At 44.0% G+C, this 24,688-nt stretch carries 19 protein-coding genes; 6 read left to right on the forward strand and 13 right to left on the reverse strand.

The window, feature by feature from the left end; genetic code table 11:
• Positions 1–64: 64 nt before the first annotated feature.
• Both NZ848_RS19055 and NZ848_RS19060 read left to right on the forward strand, forming a co-directional pair.
• Entirely contained in the window at positions 65–760 is a 696-nt protein-coding gene (locus tag NZ848_RS19055; RefSeq protein WP_253532137.1) for a siderophore-interacting protein, read from the forward strand.
• Positions 761–770: 10 nt separating this feature from the next.
• Positions 771–1,670 (forward strand): helix-turn-helix domain-containing protein, encoded by a 900-nt coding sequence (locus NZ848_RS19060; protein WP_259016864.1) that lies wholly within the window; start codon positions 771–773, stop codon positions 1,668–1,670.
• A gap of 3 nt (positions 1,671–1,673) precedes the next feature.
• Here the strand turns inward: NZ848_RS19060 and NZ848_RS19065 are convergent, their stop codons facing one another.
• The 7 genes from NZ848_RS19065 to NZ848_RS19095 all read right to left on the reverse strand — a co-directional run bounded on the left by NZ848_RS19065 (position 1,674) and on the right by NZ848_RS19095 (position 13,156).
• Positions 1,674–3,299 carry a hypothetical protein gene (locus tag NZ848_RS19065; protein ID WP_259016865.1) on the reverse strand — a complete coding sequence of 542 codons (1,626 nt, stop codon included), beginning with the start codon at positions 3,297–3,299 and terminating at the stop codon, positions 1,674–1,676.
• 37 nt (positions 3,300–3,336) lie between these two features.
• Positions 3,337–4,563, reverse strand: coding sequence for a hypothetical protein (locus NZ848_RS19070; protein WP_259016866.1), 1,227 nt, complete (start codon positions 4,561–4,563; stop codon positions 3,337–3,339).
• A gap of 175 nt (positions 4,564–4,738) precedes the next feature.
• Positions 4,739–5,254 carry a dihydrofolate reductase family protein gene (locus NZ848_RS19075; RefSeq protein ID WP_259016867.1) on the reverse strand — a complete coding sequence of 172 codons (516 nt, stop codon included), beginning with the start codon at positions 5,252–5,254 and terminating at the stop codon, positions 4,739–4,741.
• Between the two features lie 70 nt (positions 5,255–5,324).
• Complete coding sequence (locus NZ848_RS19080; protein WP_259016868.1) at positions 5,325–6,125, reverse strand: helix-turn-helix domain-containing protein; 801 nt, start codon at positions 6,123–6,125, stop codon at positions 5,325–5,327.
• Positions 6,126–6,214: 89 nt separating this feature from the next.
• Positions 6,215–9,097, reverse strand: a complete 2,883-nt coding sequence (locus tag NZ848_RS19085) for a gliding motility-associated C-terminal domain-containing protein (RefSeq protein WP_259016869.1) — start codon at positions 9,095–9,097, stop codon at positions 6,215–6,217.
• Positions 9,098–9,253: 156 nt separating this feature from the next.
• The gene (locus tag NZ848_RS19090) at positions 9,254–10,168 is read right to left on the reverse strand and encodes a hypothetical protein (RefSeq protein ID WP_259016870.1); all 915 of its coding nucleotides are present in this window, start codon (positions 10,166–10,168) and stop codon (positions 9,254–9,256) included.
• Between the two features lie 108 nt (positions 10,169–10,276).
• Positions 10,277–13,156: a gliding motility-associated C-terminal domain-containing protein gene (locus NZ848_RS19095; protein WP_259016871.1), complete on the reverse strand. Its 2,880-nt coding sequence runs from the start codon at positions 13,154–13,156 to the stop codon at positions 10,277–10,279.
• A 264-nt stretch (positions 13,157–13,420) separates the two neighbouring features.
• On the opposite strand from NZ848_RS19095, the gene NZ848_RS19100 reads away from it, so the two are divergent.
• From NZ848_RS19100 to NZ848_RS19110, 3 genes are read left to right on the forward strand one after another with little or no spacing between them, the layout of a single operon-like run.
• On the forward strand, positions 13,421–14,212 hold the full coding sequence (locus tag NZ848_RS19100; RefSeq protein ID WP_253532121.1) for a succinate dehydrogenase cytochrome b subunit: 792 nt from the start codon (positions 13,421–13,423) through the stop codon (positions 14,210–14,212).
• 25 nt (positions 14,213–14,237) lie between these two features.
• On the forward strand, positions 14,238–16,220 hold the full coding sequence (locus tag NZ848_RS19105) for a fumarate reductase/succinate dehydrogenase flavoprotein subunit (RefSeq protein ID WP_259016872.1): 1,983 nt from the start codon (positions 14,238–14,240) through the stop codon (positions 16,218–16,220).
• A 55-nt stretch (positions 16,221–16,275) separates the two neighbouring features.
• Positions 16,276–17,028: a succinate dehydrogenase/fumarate reductase iron-sulfur subunit gene (locus tag NZ848_RS19110; protein WP_253535490.1), complete on the forward strand. Its 753-nt coding sequence runs from the start codon at positions 16,276–16,278 to the stop codon at positions 17,026–17,028.
• A gap of 73 nt (positions 17,029–17,101) precedes the next feature.
• Here NZ848_RS19110 and NZ848_RS19115 read toward each other — a convergent pair whose 3' ends face one another.
• The 5 genes from NZ848_RS19115 to NZ848_RS19135 form a co-directional block, all read right to left on the reverse strand.
• Positions 17,102–18,091 (reverse strand): bile acid:sodium symporter family protein, encoded by a 990-nt coding sequence (locus NZ848_RS19115; RefSeq protein WP_259016873.1) that lies wholly within the window; start codon positions 18,089–18,091, stop codon positions 17,102–17,104.
• Positions 18,092–18,183: 92 nt separating this feature from the next.
• Positions 18,184–19,308, reverse strand: coding sequence for a DNA polymerase III subunit beta (dnaN, locus tag NZ848_RS19120; protein WP_253532115.1), 1,125 nt, complete (start codon positions 19,306–19,308; stop codon positions 18,184–18,186).
• 181 nt (positions 19,309–19,489) lie between these two features.
• Positions 19,490–20,326 (reverse strand): phytoene/squalene synthase family protein, encoded by an 837-nt coding sequence (locus NZ848_RS19125; protein ID WP_253532113.1) that lies wholly within the window; start codon positions 20,324–20,326, stop codon positions 19,490–19,492.
• Positions 20,327–20,361: 35 nt separating this feature from the next.
• Positions 20,362–21,858 carry a phytoene desaturase family protein gene (locus tag NZ848_RS19130; RefSeq protein ID WP_259016874.1) on the reverse strand — a complete coding sequence of 499 codons (1,497 nt, stop codon included), beginning with the start codon at positions 21,856–21,858 and terminating at the stop codon, positions 20,362–20,364.
• A gap of 120 nt (positions 21,859–21,978) precedes the next feature.
• Positions 21,979–22,302 carry a hypothetical protein gene (locus NZ848_RS19135; protein WP_101728555.1) on the reverse strand — a complete coding sequence of 108 codons (324 nt, stop codon included), beginning with the start codon at positions 22,300–22,302 and terminating at the stop codon, positions 21,979–21,981.
• Positions 22,303–22,736: 434 nt separating this feature from the next.
• Here NZ848_RS19135 and NZ848_RS19140 point away from each other — a divergent pair, with 434 nt between their 5' ends.
• Complete coding sequence (locus tag NZ848_RS19140) at positions 22,737–23,864, forward strand: aspartate aminotransferase family protein (RefSeq protein WP_253532109.1); 1,128 nt, start codon at positions 22,737–22,739, stop codon at positions 23,862–23,864.
• Here the strand turns inward: NZ848_RS19140 and NZ848_RS19145 are convergent.
• On the reverse strand, positions 23,854–24,657 hold the full coding sequence (locus NZ848_RS19145) for a class I SAM-dependent methyltransferase (RefSeq protein ID WP_259016875.1): 804 nt from the start codon (positions 24,655–24,657) through the stop codon (positions 23,854–23,856). The two genes, NZ848_RS19140 and NZ848_RS19145, sit on opposite strands and share 11 nt — an antisense overlap.
• Positions 24,658–24,688 lie beyond the last annotated feature (31 nt).

Below are 24,688 nucleotides of genomic sequence, written 5' to 3' on the forward strand. Positions count from 1 at the left end.
AAAGCTATTTGTCGGACAAAAGCCATTTATTGCTGCCGTACATTTGCCAGATAAATGAGACAAAATGGCAAATATTCTGGCAAAGGCGGTATCAAACCTGATGGACCAATTGTTCAGTCCATCAATAGTAGTGGGAATCAGGGTCTGGGAACCTGCAACACTCTATGAAATAGATGTGCACCTCCCTACAACTGATTTCAACAAATGGAACACGATTAAGCGGGTAAAATGTAAAGTAGATAATTTACAGTTCAGAGATTATACGCCTGCCTTATGGAACACTGATAAAAAGATATGCACGTTGTTTGTAGAGGCAGGCCACAACGGAGCAGGTAGCCGCTGGGCTCAGAACCTGAAAACAGGAGATGAGGTTTTATTGGGCGTAGCCCATGCGGCACAACTACCGGCCACTAATGGCAAAATACTTTGTCTGGCAGATGGCAGCGCGTTAGGGCATTGTTTAAGTCTGAAACAATTAACCAACCGGGAATACTACCCGCTGGATGTAGCCGTAGTATTAGACAACAATTATCAAATCCCCTCTTCACTTGTAAACGATAATCCCGATTTTGAATTTATAGCTAATCCGCAGGGCGATGCAACAGATGTACTTGAAAAATGGTATCTGTCTAAAGACTTAAGTAGTTATGCTTCTATTTATATTGCAGGATATATACCGATGGTAACCGGACTACGAAAAAAACTGAAAGCTATTTCGGGTATAAAAGCCAAAATATACGCCTACGGATTCTGGTCATAAACAGATAAGTATGCCAAAAGAAAACATCCATATATTACACTTGCCTGAAAGGCATATAGGGGTAGAGGTTTTTTCGATGTCAGAAATCGACCCGTTGATACATCTGATTGAAGAAGTTGCCGTTCCGCATCGCCATGACCATTACACCTGCTTCTTTCTTGAAGAAGGTCAATTGAGTTTTAATATCGATTTTCAGGAAATAGAAATTAGCTCTCCGTCTCTTTTAGTTTCATCTCCGGGGCAGGTTCATCAACCCGGCTTGGGGGATGTTCCGACAGGATGGTTAATTGCCTTTGATGCCAAAATGATTGATGAAAATGCCCGTACTGTTATTGAGCAATCATTTACCAGAATTGCACTTCTCCGTTTGAATGATATTGAAAAAAAATGGTTCAATCATTTATTCCAGTTACTTTATTCTTCTTTAAAAGAGAAAAAATCTGAAACTTTTCAGCCTCAACTTATACAAACCCTAATCAACTCTTTTTTCTATAAAGTCGTTACCATTTTTCAGCAACAGGAAGATAAACGCATACAAGAGTATTCGTCCAGAAGTGTTGAGATTGTAAAAACATTCAATCAATTAGTGCAGAACCATTATCTGGAACTGAAAAGACCTGCCGATTTCGCCTCAAAAATGAATATCACGGTTAGTTATCTCAACGACACCATCAAGGCAGTTACAGGGTTTTCTTCTACCTATTTTATACAACAGGAAATTTTCCGCGAGGCGCAACGCTTATTATTTTATACCAACAAAAGCATCAAAGAAATTGCCTTTCAGTTAGGCTATGAAGATTTTAAATACTTTATAAGATTATTCAGTAAAACCATAGGAATGTCCCCATCCAATTTCCGAAACAGTCAACAATCAGCCTCAGTTATAACGGACACTGACATTCCTACCTGATTTTTAAATTACTTTTGCATCAAAAGCGCCTGTTATTATCTTCCCGTTACGTTTTACCTGCAACCAGATGCGGTAATTACCCGGTGTGGGGAAAACATAAGGAAAATTGACACTGCCCCCATGATGGCTGCTCATGTTATGGGTCATACCCCCCATTAACAGTCTGTCTCTCTGGGTTTCGGGCATTGCCTGTAAGTTTAACAAAAGGTTATCAACACTGTCTCTGAATTGTCTGGCACTGGTAACTCTATAGCCAGGATTTGTATTTTCGCTAACGCGCTTTTCCATTACCTGCTGAGCAGTTGATGAAAATGTTCCGTTCGGGTGCAGGTGAATATAAACAGAGCCATCGTCTTTCAGCACAACTGCATGGCCCATCATACCCAGATAAGTCTGCAACTCGGCGGGTTTACCGTCAGGACTTATCACAGCAAAATTAAGGTTATTAACCTGCCCAGCTCTAAGCACCTGCCCGGGCTTCTCTTCCCAAATAATACTTGTGCCATCTTTTAAAACGGTTTTTACCCCCGGTGAGCCACAAATACTAATGCCGGCATCTGCCACGCCGGGCGTTTTTCTGTTAAGAGGGTTATTAATTACATAGGTATCGTCAGTATCGCTGTTTTGCTTCTCAAAACTTTCCTGAGCGACTCTCAAAGCCGGAATCTCAACCGTATCAGCAATGGTATATTGTAAGCCATGAAAACGAAGGATATCGGCGTATACCAGATATTTTCCGGCAGGTAAATCCGGCAGGGGCGCTTCAAAAGTAAGCGTGTCCTTCCGGCTTGGGTGCAAATGCGCAAAGGCGTCAAGCGTGCCTTGCCTTACCAGAAACAGGTGCATCAGTTTGCCGTGGTCAGGAATCAGAAAACTGGTCCATCGCCCCTGAACAGAGTTAGAATCAATTTGAAAATTCAATACCCTCCGGGCATTCTCTACCTTTATTTTTGTAGTAGCCGTGTAAGGCCTGTAAATATAGTTTTGCTGGTATTCTTTTGATATAGAGCCCCACCACGAATTGCCCACAAACAACAAAAGCCCGCAGAAACTTAAACCAATGGTAGAACCCACCACCTTGCGTCTTTTAAAACTTTGCCCGCCTGTCTCTCCGGGTTTCAAAAGGCTATCACTGTTGCTTGCGCCTACTATGGTAGTCATTATTCCCACCAGCAATAAAGCCAGACCGCCTAAAATCCACCCTAAAGACTCAGGCAAGTCTCGTTTAGCGGTGGCCAGGGCAGCAATCGGTATCAGCGTCTCGCCGGCGCCCCTGTTGCCTGATATCCTAACTTTTACACTGGCTGCTCCGGTTTCCATTAACCAAATATTACCCTCATATCTGCCGGGTTCTCCTGCCACCGGCAATGCTTCATCTTCCTTGGGCGAGCCCTCGTCGCCTGTCCAATAGTAAATCGGACTCAGTTTTACACTTTCAATGTCTGTTCCATCTACCGAAACCGATACCCTGGCAACACCCGGAATCACATCCGGCGGTTCTACATATACCTGTATCTGGTATTTACCAGCTTTGCCCTCCTGCACTATGCCTGCACTTCCGATATGGGCATTTACCTGCACTAAAAAGCACAGATTTAACAAGATAAAGGCTACTATTTTTAATGTCATTTGCTTTTTCATTTTTATGCTTTTCAATTATTGGTCATCAGCGTTGTACTTTTTGCATCCATTTTCCCCAGGCTAAGCCAATGCGTGTAGACAGCATGCTTAATAATAAGGCAATGCCTAGCCCGCTTGCCCAATTACCCAAACCTTTTGTAGAGCTCCATTCGGTAAATTTATAGCGAAACTCCCAATCGGGGCTGTTTTGATAAGACCACGAGCTACTACCCCAGAACCAACTACGTGCCATGGGGGATTCAAGAATAAAATTGCCAAAAGGATAACTGAAACCTACCAGAATAAGCAGATAAATAAATGCCAGCGGCAAAGCTAAGAACCAGTCATTTACATTTGCCAGTCTGGCTCTCAGCCAATCAAGCCCTATTGCCGGGAAAATCAGTAATATTGGAAACCCCAGGGTCTGATACGTTGTGATTCTGTTATGAACAGGCCCTAAAAGCGGTTCGGCAGGTAACAGGCGCAATGTGGCATTAACCGCCCAGAAAAAAAACATAAACGTAGCTGCAATGTAGGTAGCGCCCCATTTCATGCCCGAGCCGCGTGCTGTTGCCAGCAATAATACCGGAAATGCGGCAGAGGCAATCTGATAATAAGAAACCCCATGTAATTGCCAACGGTCGAGAAATTCAGAAAGTGCCGTAAACATAGTAGTAACCAGAAACCCTGCAGTAAATACAAACATCCATTGAAGCCGTTTCAACCGCCTTTCGGCTTGGCTGGCAGATAAAAAGTAAAAGGTCTCTTTTCTGTTCAAAAAAGCCAGTACCGACACCATAGCCCCTACCTGCACACTCATTAAGCCCAACAGAAGCACCGTGTGTGGCGGAGAGAAAATCTCCACATCAAGCCCATAGGTATTATGCCACCAATCGTCGAACGGGGCAGAGGTGATGGCAGCCAGACCACCCCAGATACAGAATAGACCGCCGAGCGAACTATAAAAAATGCCCCAGAAATTGACCATTTTGTTTTTTTCGCGGTCATTACCCCAGAAAGACGTCTTTAATACCTTAAAGCCCGAAAATAACCCGGCAGAAGCTGCACCGATATAGATTAGCACATGCGGAGCCGAGAAAAGGCCGTCACGCCCGATACTCATGTGCCAGGCGATGTCCCACAGTATACCTAAAATAACCAGCTTTGAGGCAACTACGCTGATATAAACATAAATGGGAATCCCCAAGAGAATTTGTTGTATAGATGATACCGCCCGTTTGCCTCCGAGCGATTGGTCAAGTGCTGTTTCCATCTAAATAAGTTGTTATTTTCTTAAAGACAAGCCAGAATGATATTTCCCCCAAGTTAAAGAAAAAAAACTCAGACTATACCAAAAAATAAATATCAACACTGTCAAAATACGGCTGGCTGGCAAATGATAACCTTCTGAAGCCTGACAAAACTGCTCCTGGCCCTGATATTATATTTCAGACTATGGTATATTTTAAAGAAACCAGACCGGTTTCATACGTTTTGGTTTCTGTCAATTGAAGCGATACCCGGCCTTGAAGCCCTTGAAACAGTGGTTTACCCTTGCCTAAGAGGATGGGATGCACCGATAACCACAATTCATCTACCAGCCCCAGATTCATTAAAGAGGCTGTCAGGCTACCACCGCCAAAGAGCCAGATGTCTTTACCTTTCTGTTGTTTTATGGCTTCAACCACAGGCCTGATGTCGCCTGATATAATAGTTGTGCCATCCTTTGCTTCTTGCATGGTATTTGAAAAGACGTATTCCTGCATTTTCGGAAACCCGAAGTCGTTATTTTCTAACCCGAAAGACATTTCATAGCTTTTTCTGCCTACAAAAACAGCATCTATTTTTTGATAGAACTCGTTCAGGCCGTAGTCCTGGTCGGTAAAACACCAGTCGTATTCTCCGTTGGGGCCTTCAATGAAACTGTCAAGGCTTACAGCTAAACCTAAAATAACTTTTCTCATATTGTTGTTTTTTCTGCAAAAGTAATTGGCTTTGTTGTCAGAAAATTGTAAAAATCAGACACCCGGACAATCAGCAAATAATGTTGGTATCTAGCAAAACTGCCTTTGGGGTAATACCTGCAAAAGTTTTATAATCATGGATAAAATGTGCCTGATCGTAATATCCGCTTGCGTAGGCAGCGTCTGTCAGGTTAGATTCGGGAAATTTTTTAAGATAAGCTAATGAGTTAATGAAGCGACTGATACTGATATACTCTTTGGTAGAAAGCCCTATGCAATAATTGAACCTGCGGCTGAGTTGCCGCTGGCTTAACCCGGCCTTTTCTGCCAATGCAGCAACGGTAAGCCTACTTTGTGTACAGGCAATCTGCTGCAGGCAATATTCAAGTGTTGTGTCTTGTTTATTGGCTTTCAATTGACGAATCAGATACTTCTGAATTATACCCGCTTTTTGCTCACAAGAAGTGGCGTTGTCTATCTCATCTTCTATTGTTTGTACTACTGTCCCCCATAAAAATTGTAAATCGGTGAGGCTGTCTGCTATGGCTGACATTGGCAATTGAAAGAACAAATAGGCTGTAGAAGGATAAAAACAAACCGAAATAAAACCGGTTTTGTTTTTCATTTGCACATCCATAAAGTTTCCGACCCGCGAAACCACAAAACTGCGGCTGTTATGAAATTCCTTTTTGCCAGTAACAGTGGCGTGCGTATCAGCGCTATTACTGAAATTAAAAAAAACCTCAACGCAGGCATCGGGTAAGATTCTGAGTGGTGCAAGAATTGTATCGGTTGTATCGCTCTCTATTGAGCATATCGCTTTTACATAAGGCTGAAGGTCAGAACAGATGGGGTAAAGGCATACTTTCATGGCTACGTTTAGCAGGCTGTAAACAAAAATACTAACATTTCTGCTCTTGAGAAATGTTAGTATTAATAATAATTGTATATGTGTATTTATTATCTGATTAACTCTACCCAACCTTTAATAGCCACAGGTACCTCGTCGGTTTTCTCTAACCGTTGCATCGTTACCCGCGCTACATAATAATACGTGCCGGATGGCAATTCCTTCCCGTCACTGCTCCTTCCGTCCCAACTCAATACCTTCGTACCGCTACTCTCATATATCTTTAACCCGTAACGATTATATATCTCTATCCCTATCTCTTGTATAAACGCTTCGCAGGTCATCGGACTGAACGTGTCGTTCTTCCCGTCTCCGTTTGGCGTTATTACATTCGGTAGCTCTACCGCAGGACAGTTGTCTTTACACACTACGTTGCTCGCTACACTCTCCCGGTTCAGGCTACTCAACGCCGTTACATAGTAACAGCCCGCAAACCCTTCTGCCAATGACCGCTCATGTGTGTATGTCTGCGCCGGTGGGGCTCCTGTTACCCTAATGAGTAGTTTCCCTGTCTCTCCTTTATATCGCGAATAGTATAGGTTGTACCCGACAATGTCTGTCCGGCAAGGTGTGTTGTTCCCACTGCTTATTGGGGTCGTCCAGCTTAGTGTGTTCTGTACCCTGTTCTCCCGGCATATCGCTTCTCTATCCAGTTCCTGACAGTTCAATGCGTCTATCGTTAGCTGGGGCGGGCATGGAGGGCTGTCGTCTATCACTATTCCGCAGCTCTCTTGTGAGTAGTTCTCCAGTATCCCATATTGGGGTAGCCGTGTGTATGACCCTACTGTCTTTATCTTGTAGCAGTAGCTGACACCCACTTCCATTTGGATGCTCTGGTTCCCGTCTGCATCGTACCGGTCCTGACCGTCGTCTATGTAGTTGTAGGTGTTTACTGTTTGTACAGGTACTTCGGCTATGATGTGAAATACTCCCGGGTTCGACTTGTCTTCTCTGTATAGCACGTGCTTCCGGTTGTCGTTGCTCCAGGGTACATTCGCCTGCCAGCTCAACCTTATCCGCTGCGCGTCTGAACGCGCCGTCAGACGTACGCTGCTCGCTATCTGGCTCTCGGCTAATAGCTTATCCGTCTCGTATAAAAATGATACACGATAGGTGTACCCGCTGCCTTCGGTGTTCAACCCGTTGTCTGTGTAAACCGTGTCTGCTGTCTGTTTGTTGACACGCGTAGGTATGGTGGCTATCAACTGAAAGGTACCTCCGCTGATGCCCGTTGCCCTGTATAACTTGTAGGCATATGGCCCTTTGGTGGCTGTGCTGTCAAAGTTTAAGGGCCTTGTCCATTTAAGCTGTATCTCTCCGTTTACGCTGTGGGTTCTCTCTACGCTTACGTTTGTAATTACTGGCGCTTTCTGGGGTAGTTCGCTACCGATACACGCTTCATTGGATGGTACGCTGTTCATCACTGTAAATTCAGTTGTGGCCAGCGTCGCTACAATGCTGTAACTGTATATTACTCCGTTCTGTGTTTTGTTGTCCAGGTAAAAGGTGTCGCTGGCGCTTACCGTGGCTATCTTTACAAACCCTAGGCTTTCTGGTAAGCCCAACTGGCATGTGCCGGGTATATAGTTAGAACAGCCTTCTTTACGATAAATATCAATCCTGATGTCTTCTGACGGCAGGTTGCAGTCTGGGTATTTGCTCCATCGTAGCTCTACGCCATTGCTTCCACTGCGAGCGCTAAGACCCTGCGGACGTGGGGGAATTACCCGTATCCTTACTGTCCTGGTGTCGGTCATGGTTATCGAAAATCTACCCGGATAGTCTTCTACTTTGAATAGCACGTCATATGGTTGTTCCCGCACGTGCCGGCAGTTGGTCTCCCAACTGAATGTACCTGTCGCCGGACTTTTCTGTATCGCATTCAGGGGTGTGAATTTCGCCGCTTCGGGGGCTATGAAGTTCACTGCTCCTTCTGCACTCTGGTTATAAACTCCGCCTGTGGTTGTTATTCGTATATTCTGGTTGTCCGGGTCGCTTGCTGTTACGTTAAACTCTACTTTCTGACCAGCCTCTACGCATAGTGTGCCGGGTACTGTCAGTATTGGCCGCCGGTTCGGTGTCTCTACTACTATTATCTGCATGTCACGCGTTATCTCTCCTATCTTGGTGTAGCTCCCGTCATTCCCTTTCCGCCATTCTTCTACTATGAAGGCCACGTTTACCTGATACTGGTTTACGCCTAATCGACCGGGGCTATCCCATATCAGATCGCCTGTTACTGCGTTGATAGTGAAAAAAGATGGCCCGCCACCCCCTTCTATCAACCGGCTGTCGCCTAATGTTGAAGGATCTTTGTAGCCCGCAGCAAATTCTCCACCATTCGACCCATCCGTTCTTCCTCTTTTGGGCATCGTTAAACGGTAAGCCAGGCTGTCGCCGTCGGCATCAAATGCACCCGGGTTATGGATGAATCTTCTGCCTACTCCGGCTGTATCTACCGGAATATTCAGCAGAACCGGCGTATTATTCAGACCCAGTGCCCCGTTCACCACGATAGTGGTTTCTACAAAAAAACTAATCTGGTCGGTTGGGCCCTGAAGGTTAACTGTATTGGCGTTTCGGTTGGTGATGGCACAGGAGATGGTGTAACGACCCGGACCGGGGAAGGTATAGGTGGTATCGTAAACGTTGCACATGGTTCCTGCGTTAATCAAAAACTTCTTTCTGCGTTTAACGTCAAAAAGCGGCACCCCGGTTACGCCAAAAGAAAACTGCGACGTATTGGCGGCATCGTTGGCAATATATCCGTTTATCTGGTCAGTATATGTTGTTAGGGTAACCCGGTAAGTAAGGGTAGTTGATGAAATTCTTTTTGCGGTTATCTCACCTGCGCGTAAGTGTGTGGCCTGTACCTGAGGCGCTATCAACAAACCGGCAATAAAAAAAAATAAAGTAAATCTTAATATTCGCATAGGTCACATCACAATTTTAATGTCCGTTACACATAAGAACGAACGAATACCCGTGCGCTGTGCATATTTGCCAAGATTTTTGAAATTAAAAATCCACACATGAGTATAACGCTCAGAATGAGTTTTATAATCAGGTCAATAAAGTTAAAAAGGGTGTCAGAATGGCTTGTTTTTCTGAGCGAATTTTTCGAGGTACTTGTGGAATTTCCAGGGTACGGCTACCTCTTTGGTGGTACGGGCTATTCTGACACTATAGCCTCTTGCATTACCTTCTACCTTCTGAATTCCACTTGTATTTACAATTATTGTTTTATCTAAGTAAATGAACTGGTCAAATGCCGATAGTTCTTTTTCAATATTGCCCTGAACGGTAGTCTTTTCTACACTCAGGAAATTCTGCCAGCATACTTCGGCAGAATCTTTGGAGATTTCGGCATAAATGAACTGATTGGGCAATAAACTGAAATGATTGCTCAGCCTTAAAACAGGCGGTGCACCTTTGGCATCAATAGGTTTGAGTTGTTTCAGCGACTTATTGATTACTTCTGCACAACCGGCGAATTTTTTTTGAAAGACCTTTTGCTGAATAAAAGTGGTAATAATAACTGGTAAAATACTGAGGGCAAAGATTTTGAGGATACCGGCCGGTTTAAAAACAACTATATGAAACGCATTACTATAAGCTGCCAGTAATGACAACAAAAGCAATACCATAATCAGAAAGTGAAGTGCCTGGCGGGCAATTGTCCAGTTGGATTTATCATAAAACACAGGAAAAATAGCCGGCAGCACAAACTTGACAATTAGCATACCAATGCAGGCAACCAGCCCAAACCCCAGTAATAATTCTGTTTTTTGCTCATGATTAAACAAGTCGAGGCCAAACGGCTGCATTCCTACTGCAATAATGGCAACAAATAACCCTACTACGAGGGCAATGAGGAATCCCCTCATAGAACGAATAGAAGTAGCCATGGGCCGTCTAAACGCTTCGCCGAGGGCCATTAACTGCTCTCTGATAAAATTCAGTAAATGGTTACCTGTAATAGATATTACTCTTAGGATATTCATTATTAAAATCTATACTCCGGATATCACTCAGTGGGTCTTTAAGCTAAAAACTAAACCAGTGCCTGGTTTATTGTACCGCTTAGCAGGCAAATATACAAGAATTGCAATTTATCTGATTAACTCTACCCAACCTTTAATAGCCACAGGTACCTCGTCGGTTTTCTCTAACCGCTGCATCGTTACCCGCGCTACATAATAATACGTGCCGGATGGCAATTCCTTCCCGTCGCTGCTCCTTCCGTCCCAACTCAATACCTTCGTACCGCTACTCTCATATACCTTCAACCCGTATCGATTATATATCTCTATCCCTATCTCTTGTATAAACGCTTCGCAGGTCATCGGACTGAACGTGTCGTTCTTCCCGTCTCCGTTTGGCGTTATTACATTCGGTAGCTCTACCGCAGGACAGTTGTCTTTACACACTACGTTGCTCGCTACACTCTCCCGGTTCAGGCTACTCAACGCCGTTACATAGTAACAGCCCGCAAACCCTTCTGCCAATGACCGCTCATGTGTGTATGTCTGCGCCGGTGGGCCTCCTGTTACGCTAATGAGTAGTTTCCCTGTCTCTCCTTTATATCGCGAATAGTATAGGTTGTACCCGACAATGTCTGTCCGGCAAGGTGTGTTCTCCCCACTGCTTATTGGGGTCGTCCAGCTTAGTGTGTTCTGTACCCTGTTCTCCCGGCATATCGCTTCTCTATCCAGTTCCTGACAGTTCAATGCGTCTATCGTTAGCTGTGGCGGGCATGGAGGGCTGTCGTCTATCACTATCCCGCAGCTCTCTTGTGAGTAGTTCTCCAGTATCCCATATTGGGGTAGCCGTGTGTATGACCCTACTGTCTTTATCTTGTAGCAGTAGCTGACACCCACTTCCATTTGGATGCTCTGGTTCCCGTCTGCATCGTACCGGTCCTGACCGTCGTCTATGTAGTTGTAGGTGTTTACTGTTTGTACAGGTACTTCGGCTATGATGTGAAATACTCCCGGGTTAGATTTGTCTTCTCTGTATAGCACGTGCTTCCGGTTGTCGTTGCTCCAGGGTACATTCCCCTGCCAGCTCAACCTTATCCGCTGCGCGTCTGAACGCGCCGTCAGACGTACGCTGCTCGCTATCTGGCTCTCGGCTAATACTTTATCCGTCTCGTATAAAAATGATACACGATAGGTGTACCCGCTGCCTTCGGTGTTCAACCCGTTGTCTGTGTAAACCGTGTCTGCTGTCTGTTTGTTGACACGCGTAGGTATGGTGGCTATCAACTGAAAGGTACCCCCGCTGATGCCCGTTGCCCTGTATAACTTGTAGGCATATGGCCCTTGGGTGGCTGTGCTGTCAAAGTTTAAAGGCCTTGTCCATTTAAGCTGTATCACTCCGTTTACGCTGTGGGTTCTCTCTACGCTTACGTTTGTAATTACTGGCGCTTTCTGGGGTAGTTCGCTACCGATACACGCTTCATTGGATGGTACGCTGTTCATCACTGTAAATTCAGTTGTGGCCAGCGTCGCTACAATGCTGTAACTGTATATTACTCCGTTCTGTGTTTTGTTGTCCAGGTAAAAGGTGTCGCTGGCGCTTACCGTGGCTATCTTTACAAACCCTAGGCTTTCTGGTAAGCCCAACTGGCATGTGCCGGGTATATAGTTAGAACAGCCTTCTTTACGATAAATATCAATCCTGATGTCTTCTGACGGCAGGTTGCAGTCTGGGTATTTGCTCCATCGTAGCTCTACGCCATTGCTTCCACTGCGAGCGCTAAGACCCTGCGGACGTGGGGGAATAACCCGTATCCTTACTGTCCTGGTGTCGGTCATGGTTATCGAAAATCTACCCGGATAGTCTTCTACTTTGAATAGCACGTCATATGGTTGTTCCCGCACGTGCCGGCAGTTGGTCTCCCAACTGAATGTACCTGTCGCCGGACTTTTCTGTATCGCATTCAGGGGTGTGAATTTCGCCGCTTCGGGGGCTATGAAGTTTACTGCTCCTTCTGCACTCTGGTTATAAACTCCGCCTGTGGTTGTTATTCGTATATTCTGGTTGTCCGGGTCGCTTGCTGTTACGTTAAACTCTACTTTCTGGCCCGCCTCTACGCATAATGTGCCGGGTACTGTCAGTATTGGCCGCCGGTTCGGTGTCTCTACTACTATTATCTGCATGTCACGCGTTATCTCTCCTATCTTGGTGTAGCTCCCGTCATTCCCTTTCCGCCATTCTTCTACTATGAAGGCCACGTTTACCTGATACTGATTTACGCCTAATCGACCGGGGCTATCCCATATCAGATCGCCTGTTTCTGCGTTGATACTGAAAGAGGAGGGCCCACCGCCTCCTTCTGTCAACCGGTTGTCGCCTAATGTTGATGGATCTTTGTAGCCCGCAGCAAATTCTCCACCGTTCGACCCATCGGTCCTTCCTCTTTTGGGCATCGTTAAACGGTAAGTCAGGCGGTCGCCGTCGGCATCAAATGCACCCGGGTTATGGATGAATCTTCTGCCTACTCCGGCTGTATCTACCGGAATATTCAGCAGAACCGGCGTATTGTTCAGACCCAGTGCCCCGTTCACCACGATAGTGGTTTCTACAAAAAAACTAATCTGGTCGGTTGGGCCCTGAAGGTTAACTGTATTGGCGTTTCGGTTGGTGATGGCACAGGAGATGGTGTAACGACCCGGACCGGGGAAGGTATAGGTGGTATCGTAAACGTTGCACATGGTTCCTGCGTTAATCAAAAACTTCTTTCTGCGCCTGACGTCATATTGCGGCGAACCACTGCCAAACGAAAATTGAACGGTGTTGGCACCCTCGTTGGCTTGCACACCGTTTATCTGGTCGGTATAAGTAGTTAAAGTGATTCTGTATGTAAGGGTAGTTGATGAAATTCTTTTTGCGGTTATCTCACCCGCGCGTAAGTGTGTGGCCTTTACCTGTGAGATTGCAAAAAAACTGAAAATAACAGAAAAAAAAGAGAATTTCAATGCTTTCATGAGCTCGCATTTAGGATTATCCGTAAATATAAACGAAAAAAAAACTTATTCGTTGTATCTGAAAGGTTTAGTATTATGAAATCATTCCGAATAAAAACCAACCCTTGCCACAGTAAATGCCTGTTTTAAAAAAAGGGCTTTATTTTTATTGATTCTAAATAGTTTGTGGCTTACTTTTGACCCGCAAATGTAATTGTACTTTTCTAAGTATTTTTACTTAATAGCAAAATAGTTGAACCTTTAGTTTTCAAACTGGAATAAAGTATGTCTTGGCTTACAAAAACATTATCAAGCTCTATAGGGAAAAAGGTTCTGATGTCGTTGACCGGTCTTTTTCTTTGTACTTTTCTTGTAGTACACCTTTCGGGCAATTTACAGCTTTTCAAAAAAGACGGCGGTTATAGTTTCAATACTTATGCTGTCTTCATGACCTCGTTTCCTCCTATCAAGGTTATTTCTTATTTAAACTATTTTTTCATCTTATTTCACGCGTTCTGGGGATTGTACCTTGAGTATCAAAACCGTAAGGCTCGCCCTGTAAGATACGCTGTTGTAAGAAATTCTTCGTCGTGGTCTAGCCGCAACATGGCTATTTTAGGAACTGTTCTGCTGGTTTATATTGTTGTTCACATGGGTGACTTCTGGTATAAATACCACAATGAGCCGCTTCCTTATGTACAATATGTTGAAGACGTTAGAACAGGTGAAGTAGCAGCCAGTGAAATGCCTTCTACGTATACACAGGAGGTTAAAAAGGTTGAAATAAGCGATCTGGAAACAGGAACGCACCTGGTAATTGTGAAAGACCTCTATAAAGTAGTTTCAGTGGCTTTCCAGAATCCTTTGCTTGTTCTACTTTATATTGTAGGTATGATTGCTCTGGCTTACCACTTGTATCATGGGTTTCAGAGTGCGTTTCAGACACTGGGCTGGAACCACCCCAAATACACGCCACTGGTAAGATTTATCAGTACCTGGATTTTTGCCATCCTTATTCCTATCGGTTATGCGGCAATGCCAGTTTTCTTTTATGTAAAACACTTAATGGGTAATTGATTCTCAGACTAATTGATATACTGATATGTCCAATAAATTAGATGCCAAAATTCCCGCAACTCCTTTAGCGGAAAAATGGACAAAATATCGTTCTACTGTGTCGCTGGTGAATCCTGCCAATAAACGCAGTATAGAAATAATTGTAGTGGGTACAGGTCTGGCTGGCGCTTCAGCAGCAGCAACGCTAGCCGAGCTTGGTTATAAAGTAAAAGCTTTTTGTTTTCAGGATTCACCCCGCAGAGCACACTCTATTGCGGCTCAGGGTGGTATAAATGCAGCAAAGAATTATCAGAATGACGGTGACTCGGTTTACCGTTTATTTTATGATACCATAAAAGGTGGTGATTACCGCGCCAGAGAAGCCAACGTGCATCGTCTGGCTGAGGTGTCTGGTAATATCATTGACCAATGTGTGGCGCAGGGTGTTCCGTTTGCCCGTGAGTACGGTGGGTTGCTTTCTAACCGCTCATTTGGTGGTACACAGGTACAGCGTACATTTTACGCTGCCGGCCAGACAGGCCAACAATTGTTGCTGGGAGCTTATTCTGGTTTAGAACGCCAGGTAGGTATTGGTACAGTAACCATGTATAGCCGCCATGAAATGCTTGACGTGGTAATGATAGACGGTAAGGCCCGTGGAATTATTGCCCGGAATCTGGTTACCGGTGAGTTGGAACGCCATTTCGGACACGCCGTATTGTTATGTACAGGTGGATACGGAAACGTTTTCTACCTCTCAACCAACGCAATGGGTAGCAATGTTACGGCAGCCTGGAAAGCCCATAAAAAAGGTGCTTACTTCGGCAACCCTTGCTTTACGCAGATTCACCCTACTTGTATTCCGGTATCTGGCGACCACCAGTCAAAACTGACGCTGATGTCGGAGTCATTGCGTAATGACGGACGTATCTGGGTTCCGAAACAAAAAGACGACAAACGCGCTGCTAACGATATACCTGAAGAAGAAAGAGACTATTACCTTGAGCGCCGTTATCCGGCTTTTGGTAACCTTGTACCGCGCGACATCGCCTCTCGTGCTGCTAAAGAACGTTGCGATGCCGGCTATGGTGTAGGTACCTCTAAAATGGCTGTTTATCTTGACTATGCCTCGGCTATTGAGCGATACGGTAAAATTGAAGCCAATAAAAAAGGGTTGCATCACGCGTCAAAAGAAGAAATTACCTTGATGGGTAAAGCCGTAGTAAAAGAGAAATACGGTAACCTTTTTGATATGTACAAACAGATTACCGGTGAAGACCCATACGAGGTTCCGATGCGTATATATCCGGCTGTTCACTATACTATGGGCGGCCTTTGGGTTGATTATAACCTGATGACCACCGTACCCGGACTATATGCACTGGGCGAAGCAAACTTCTCAGACCACGGTGCTAACCGCCTGGGTGCTTCTGCGCTGATGCAGGGTCTGGCTGATGGTTACTTTGTGATTCCGTATACGATTGGCTCCTATCTTTCTGGAGAAATACGGACGAAAGCTATTCCGACAGACCATCCTGCTTTTGTGGAAGCAGAAAATGCCGTAAAAGAAAGAATAAACAAGTTTTTGAATATTAAAGGTAAGCAATCACCTGAGTCATTCCATAAACGCCTGGGTAAAATCATGTGGGATAAATGTGGTATGGCACGTAACGAGCAAGGCCTGAAAGAAGCGATTGAGGAAATAAGAGCTTTGAAAAAAGAATTCTGGTCTGATTTACGCGTGATGGGTGACGCTGATGAGTTTAACCCTGAACTGGATAAAGCCGGACGTGTAGCCGACTTTATAGAATTAGGTGAACTGATGTGCCTTGATGCCCTTAACAGAAACGAGTCTTGTGGTGGACACTTCCGCGAGGAATACCAAACCGAAGAAGGTGAGGCGCTTCGTGATGATGAAAACTATATGTATGTAGCCGCATGGGAATATGCTGGAGAAAGCCAATGGACCTTGAACAAAGAACCGCTGGTTTACGAAAACATTAAAATTGCGCAACGTAGTTATAAATAACCCTTTGCCCCGGCAGGGGTGAATTTAAAATATTTACTTTATGTCAGAAGGTAATATGAACCTCACACTGAAAGTGTGGAGACAAAAAAATTCAAAAACTAACGGTAACCTTGAAACCTACCCAGTGAGTGGTATATCAGAAGACATGTCTTTTCTTGAAATGTTTGACGTACTGAACGAACGTCTGGTTTCTGAAGGAAAAGAACCGATTGCCTTTGACCATGACTGCCGCGAAGGTATCTGTGGTATGTGTTCAATGTATATCAATGGCCGCCCTCATGGCCCGCTTGAAGGCGTTACCACTTGCCAGTTACACATGCGTAGCTTTAAAGACGGCGATACCATTGTGGTTGAACCCTGGAGAGCAATGGCTTTTCCGGTTATAAAAGATCTGGTAGTAGACAGAGGTGCGCTTGACCGCATTGTTGCATCTGGCGGATATATTTCTGTTAATACCGGTAACGCACAGGATGGGAACGCTATTCCGGTTCCGAAAGAAGATGCAGATAAAGCATTTGCTGCTGCAGCTTGTATCGGTTGCGGCGCTTGCGTAGCGGCTTGTAAAAATGCCTCTGCCATGCTTTTTGTGTCTGCCAAAGTATCGCAACTGGCTCTTTTACCTCAAGGACAACCTGAGCGTGAAGAAAGAGCTATTAAAATGGTAGCGCAAATGGATGCAGAAGGTTTCGGAGCATGTACTAATACCGGTGCCTGTGCCATTGAGTGTCCGAAAGAGATTTCGCTTGAAAACATAGCGCGTCTAAACCGCGAATATCTGGGCGCAAGCATTGCTTCAACAGTTGCTTAAAATACATCAAGCCAGCTTAGAGCCTGATTTAATATACAAACGCCTGTCATCCGGAAAATGACAGGCGTTTTTTTTATTGCTGTGCCTTCGCAAACTTTTGGGCCATTATGCTGGCGGCAATCAGCTGCAAAGCATGATAAACCATGAGCGGTAAAAGGATGATACCAATAATACTGCTTTGGGTAAACAACACTTTTGACATGACAGTGCCGTGTACTAACGATTTCTTTGAGCCACAGAACATAACTGTAATGGTATCGGCCATATCGAACCCCAGCAATTTAGCAATAAAGCGGGTTATGATAATAACTGAAAAGAACAAGCCAAGCAAACCGGCCATCAACAGGATGAGCTCAATAAACGATAAATCTCTGAACAGATTCAAAGCGAAAGACTTACAAAAAGAGGTATAAATAATGACCAGAATGATAGACTGGTCGAAGTTCTTCAGAGCGGTTTTGTGTTTATCAGCCAGCCAGCCCAGGCGCTTATTTAGCAGCAGACCTATTACCAGTGGCAATAATACCTGCAGGCAAAGTTTGATAACAATGCTTTGGGTGTCAAAACCGCCGGTATCGGCAGCAACAAAAATACCTACCCATAGCGGCGTCATAAACAAGCCTATCAGACTTGATATACTGGCATTAAAAATGGCAGAAGGCACATTACCGTTGGCCATTGAAACCATTACAACAGATGATGAAACGGTAGATGGCAAAGCCGCGAGGTAGAAAATTCCAAGCCAGAGATTTTCTGTATCTGCTCCTTTAAATAAGGGCTTTACCAGTAATGCGATGATTGGAAACAATACAAAAGTAGTAAGCTGAATTACCAGGTGCATTTTCCAGTTGGCCAGGCCTTTCTTAAGTTTATCTATACTTAGCTTAAGCCCATAAAAGAAGAAAATGCCCGACACTCCATAATTGGCTAGTTCTTCTAAGGAGAAAGGCTCTTGCATAATGCCAAAAGAAGGGAAATAATAGGCCAGGACAACCATTAGAATAATGGCGCCTAAAAACCAGTCGAGACCGATACGAGAGAAAAAATTGCTTATCTTGTTCACAATTACTGACGGTTTTAGAATACTGAATCAAAAAAGTAAAAGCCCTACAAACCATTACTGGCTTATAGGGCTTTTGCATATCATTTAGCGGCTTATGCGTATGTATTTAACATCACCGGCATTACAAGCATCAAGGTATCTTCGTTATCAACTTTTTCTACAGGTATAATCAAACCGGCACGATTCGGCTGCGACATTTCAAGTGAGATATTCTTAACGCTCAGATTGTTGAGCATTTCTATCAAAAACTTGGCATTGAACCCAATCTCAATGTCGTCGCCGTCATATTCACAAGCCAGCTTTTCAGTTGCCTCATTTGAATAATCCAGGTCTTCTGCCGAAATAACCAGCTCGTTCTGAGATATTTTAAGGCGAATCTGATGCGTAGTTTTATTTGAGTAAATAGAAATACGTTTCAGGGTGCTCAACAATTCGGTGCGCTCAATTTTTAATTTATTAGGGTTGTTCTGAGGGATAACGTTTTCGTAATCAGGGAAACGCTCGTCTATCAGGCGGCAAATCATTTTTATATTGCCAAAACTAAAAAATGCATTCGAATTACTGAATTCAGCCTTTACGGGCAATACTTCACCAGGCAAAGAAGACTTCAGGAGGTTAAGCGCCTTGCGCGGCAGAATCATTGAAGTACTGTTAGGCGAGGTAATATCTGTGCGGCGGTATCGTATCAATCGGTGTCCGTCGGTAGCTACAAAGGTAGTGGCCTTGTCAGAAGCCTGAACGAATACGCCTGTCATGGCAGGGCGGAGGTCGTCTGTGCTGGTGGCAAAGATAGTATTGGCAATGGCTGTACCCAGCACGTCTGAGTCCATTTCAATACTGAAATTTCTGTTGACCTGTGGCACACGAGGGAAATCCATCGGGTTTTCACCGGCCAGCTTATAACGGCCATTGGCGGTTACGAGTTCAGTGCCGAAGGTCTCTTCGTCAACATTAATCTGAACAGGCTGCTCAGGAAGGCTTCTCAGGGTATCAAGCAAAAGGCGGGCGGGTACAGCAAAAGATCCGGTATCGCGAGAATCAACCTCAAATTCGGTGATCATAACCGTTTGCATATCTGAAGCCGTTACCATTAAGTTGCCCTTGTCAAGCTGAAACAAAAAGTTTTCAAGAATAGGAACTATCGGGTTACTGGCAATGACACCATTGATGGTAGAAAGGTGTCTGAGCAGAGCAGATGAGGAAACAACAAACTTCATGTGTATATGCGTTTTTCTATTAAGTATCTCATTATCAATCCTTCACACAAAATACCATAAAAAGTAGCTTAGTTTGAGGATAAGTGAGCAAAAGTAGAAAAAAAATCACATATTACCCAAGTATAAGACAACAAAAAGCTTGCCGGCTTATTAACCGGCAAGCAGAGTATTGAGGTTAAATTCAGATGACATTAAAGCCGCTCTGCACCCAGGTTTTGGCAAGAAGAGCCAGTTTAATGGTATCGGGTACGCGAATTCGTTCCTGTTGTATCCGGGCAGCAGAAAGACTACGGATACGGCCAAAGAGTTTCAGATAATAGCAATAGGCCAGATATACGCCTTTTCTGGCGCCAGATGGTAGTGCCATTATACCAATGTAGGCATCATCAAAATCTTTCTGGATATCCTGCTCTATTTGTGTTTTGGCCGAAACGCCAAATTCGCTGAAATCTACATTCGGGAAATACACCCGCCCTCTTTCCATAAAATCGCTCTGCATATCTCTCAGAAAATTCACTTTCTGGAAAGCAGCACCCAGGCTGCGGGCATGGTCTTTCAGTTTTTCATACATTGGCTCGTCTCCTTCACAAAACACCCGCAGGCACATCAAGCCCACCACCTCGGCCGAACCATAAATGTATTTGTTATAATTTTTATTGTCGTAGGCCGTGTTAGAAAGGTCCATTTCCATGCTGTCAAGAAATGCGTCTATCAACTCCTGCTCAATTTTAAACTGCTTTACTACTTTTTGAAAAGAGTGCAAAACAGGGTTGAGGCTGATGCCTTCTTCTATGGCTAAGTAGGTTTCGTGGCGGTATCGGTCAAGCAAAGTTTTTTTGTCGAAATCATGGAATGTATCAACAATTTCGTCAGCATATCTTACAAACCCGTAAATTCCGTAGATAGGGTCATGAAATTTACGGCTAAGTGTTTGTATACCCAGTGTAAATGAAGTACTGTAGTATTTAGTTATGAGCTTACTACAGGCAAAGGTGGTTTTTTCAAACAAACTAAACATATTTTGGTCTGTTAAAAGGTTGGGTAAAATCTATATTAGGCAATTGAAACTTCTTTTTGAGCTTTTCCAAACTCTTTTAATACCTCATTGGCCACTACCTGACCCGAAATTAAAGATGGAGGAACACCCGGCCCGGGAACTGTTAGCTGACCCGTGTAGTAGAGGTTCCTCACCTTTTTATTTTTTAAACTCGGTTTCAGAAACGCCGTTTGCAGCAGGGTATTGGCCAGCCCATAGGCATTTCCTCGAAACGAGTGATATTCGCTTTTAAAATCGCTCACGGCAAAGCTGCGTTTATATATCACGTGTTCTTTTATGTTATGCCCCACGTAGTTTTCAAGCCGTGCCATTACCATATCGTAATACTTCTCACGCACGGTTTCATTGTCTTCCAGGTCTGGGGCGATGGGAATGAGAATGAACAGATTCTCTGAACCTTCCGGTGCTACTGAGGCATCAGTCTTTGAGGGCGCTGAAACATAGAACAACGGCTTTGACGGCCATTGCGGACTAGTATATATTTCTTTGGCATGCTGGTTAAAGTCTTCATCAAAAAATAAATTATGATGTATCAGCTTATCAACCTTTCTGTCTACGCCCAGATAAAACAGCAACGATGAAGGCGCCATTGTACGGCTTTGCCAGTAGCTATCGCTGTAGTTCCGGTAGGGTTTATCCAGCAGGTTGGTTTCTATATGGTGGTAGTCGGCACCACCAATTACTACATCTGCATCATACCGGCCGGTTTTGGTTATTACCTTTTGAGCCATACCATTCTGAACTACAATCTGCGTTACCTCTTCGTTGAGGCGGATATCCACACCTTTTTCTTCTGCCAGTTGCACCATGGCTTTTACAATTTCGTGCATACCACCCATCGGATACCAGGTACCCAACGCTATTTCTGCATAGTTCATTAAACTATACAAAGCAGGCGTGTTTTGAGGCGTGGCTCCCAGAAAAAGAATCGGAAACTCCATTAACTGCAGAAGCTTTTTGCTGCTGAAAAACTTTCGGATATGCTTGCCAAACGAGGCAAATAAATCAAGACTCAGGGCTTTGGTTAACAGCCGAAAATCAAAAAATTCGGTAACCGACAAGCTGGGTTTCCAGACAAACTCTCCTACGCCAACTTCATATTTGTATTTCGACTCTTCCAAAAATGCTTCCAGCTTTTTACTGCTCCCGGGTTCTATGGTGTCAAAAAGTGTTTTCAGTTCGTTCAGATTGGCCGGTAGGTCAATGTCGTCTTCCGGTCCAAAAATCACTTTATATGACGGGTTAAGCCTTACCAGATTATAGTAATCAGAAACCTTTTTGCCATAGGTAGCAAAATATTGTTCAAATACGTCGGGCATCCAATACCAGCTGGGGCCCATGTCGAACATAAAGCCTTTTTCTTCAAAAATACGGGCACGCCCGCCTGCCATTGAGTTTTTTTCAAGTATTACCACTTCGTAACCTTCGTCAGCCAATTTGGTTGCTGCTGACAACCCCGCAAATCCTGCCCCTATTACTACAGCTTTTTTCATTCAGAAATACCGGTTATTGCATTGTTAATTGTATAAACTTAGTTTGTTTAATTTTGTTTTCAAAAAGTTAAACAATTTATTTTCTTATGTAAGATACCCATTGCCGACAATCAGAAATTATCATTTTTTAAGTGTCGGGTATTCGTCTATACCCAGGGTGGTTAACTTCGGGTTGAGTGTTTTGGGAATAATAACTACCTGAAAGAATTTGGTTTTCATAGCGTCAAAGTCACACACAAATTTGTTTTTTGATTTCAATGCTCTATAAACGGCCGTGTAATTGACCTTCTTTTGCTCCCAGCCATTTATAGCCAGATTGGTCTGCACACATTCAATAGCCCTTTTAAGATTAGAGAAATAGACTGTAAATGGTTCCCGCTTTCTGACATCATTCAATGTACCAATGTATTGAATTGTAACTTCGTAAATAACTGATTGCCTCATAGAACATTCAACTTAGTAATGTGCCTGCCCGGTAAAAGAAGGCTTTACTTACTAAAACTACACATAAAAAAAGAGTTTTTGGCAAATTATATGGTAATTATTCTCTACCACAATAAAATCAATTTTTGCACGTTATTATGTTGTATTTCATTTAGTTATAAGAGAAAAAGCCTGAACATATCATTTGTCGGGCTTTTTCTTTTGGTGGATGAGCTTATTTCTACGTTCTCCTGCTGACTTAAAACTCCGGGGCATCAACCGCACCGGCGCGAGTTATCCACATACCAACACACTTATCCACAGTATTTTTTTAGTAACTGCCTTTCATAATCTTTCGATTTTCGCCTGATTTTTCATAATAAATTGAGAACTTTGCCAGCTCATTTAAAATAGGCTGTAAAAAGGCCGCATTATCTTAAAAAAACCAATTTCAAATGACGCTTTTTAATGTGTATCCCCTTTATGACATTGAGCCGGTAAAGGCTCAGGGTTCTTATCTATGGGATAAGAACGGACAGGAGTATTTAGATTTATATGGTGGCCATGCCGTTATTTCAATAGGCCACACGCACCCTGTTTATGTCCGAAGGCTTACACAACAATTAAAAAACATTGGTTTTTATTCAAATTCTGTCAAAATTCCGTCGCAGGAAGAACTGGCAGATAAACTGGGTAAAATTTCAGGATTGAAAGATTATTACCTGTTTCTGGTAAACTCTGGCGCTGAAGCTAACGAGAATGCATTGAAGCTGGCTTCTTTTTATAATGGTCGTAAAAAAGTGATTGCCTTTACCAAAGGGTTTCATGGCCGTACGTCTGCCGCTGTAGCCGTAACCGACAACCCATCAATAAAGGCACCCCTTAACTTTGCAGACCACGTGCAGATATTGCCGTTTAACGATGTGGAAGCGGTTAAGAAAGCCATTGATAACGAAACCTGTGCGGTAATTGTTGAGGGTATTCAGGGTGTTGGGGGTATACAGGTTGCCAGTGATGCGTTTCTAAAAGCCATACGCAAGGCCTGTGATAAAACAGGAGCCATTTTTATACATGACAGCGTGCAGTGCGGATATGGGCGCTCGGGTAAATTTTTCAGCTTTGAGTATAGTGGCGTAAAACCAGACATTATTTCTACAGCCAAAGGCATGGGTAACGGTTTCCCAATCGGGGCTATTCTTATATCGCCCAGATTTGAGGCCAAGCATGGCATGCTGGGTACAACCTTTGGAGGTAATCATCTGGCCTGTACAGCTGCCAATGCAGTAATTGACGTTATAAAGAAAGAAAAACTGGTGCAAAATGCCGCAGCCGTGGGCGATTATTTCTTTGAAAACCTGAAGCAGTTTAAGGGAATAAAAGAACTACGCGGCAAAGGATTAATGATAGGTATCGAGTTTGAACAACCGGTTGACCCTATCAGGAATTCTCTGCTTTTTGACCATAAAATATTTACGGGCGTAGCCGGGAAACACACCATGCGTTTGCTCCCCAGCCTTGCCCTTACAACCAAAGAGGCCGACATCTTTTTAGAAGCCCTGCATAAAGTTTTAGCTAAGGCTTAACAGCCTCAATGGCCAGCAGATACAATTTCATGGCCTGCGCTTTGTCAGCAATCCAGGTGTTATAATCCTGGATTGCTTTCAGCCGAACCTCTTCTGAAATAAACCCATCCTTCACAACCTGATTCCCACGTGTTTCTGCTACCACTGACCAGATTTGTGCATCACCTTTAAAACTCTCCTCTCCAACCCTGCTCATTTCATGTTGTTCAACGATTGTGACTGAGTCCAGACCCAGGTCTTTGTAAATAGCGGGTAAATTATCAGCAATGGCGTTGTCATAACCGGCATCTGCCCGCCAGTTGAGAAATGCCTCATAAAAATCAAGCATTGACTGCGGTGGCTGTGGTGTCCATTCAATTCGGGTATGGTTATAATCAAGTATAGAAATTCGCCCGCCGGGCTTCAATAGATTTACCATATTTGAAACTACCTCAGCCGGGTTACTCACCCATTGCAAGGTTCGGGCCGCTATTACCAAATCAAATTTGTGGTCAGGTTTGTACGTGTTTATATCTGCCACTTCAAACGACAGATTGTTCAGATGGGCATAGTTTTTTGTGGCCATATTAATGAGATGTTCGCTGAAATCGATTCCAACTACTTTACCGTTTGGCCCTACCTGCCTGGCTACACCGGCAGTAATACTGCCCGAGCCACAGCCCACATCAAGCACTGAGAACCCTTCTTGCAGCAGCGGAATCAGTGACGAATAGCTGTTTTCAATTGTGCGGCGGTCGAGCACCTTGTTTGCTCCCTGCGGCATTTCTGCCCTTGTTTGAGACGTCTGACTCATTACTTATTTGATAAATGGTTAATAATGCTTA

It is taken from the genome of Emticicia fluvialis (assembly GCF_024793945.1).
Classification (GTDB): Bacteria; Bacteroidota; Bacteroidia; order Cytophagales; family Spirosomataceae; genus Emticicia; species Emticicia fluvialis.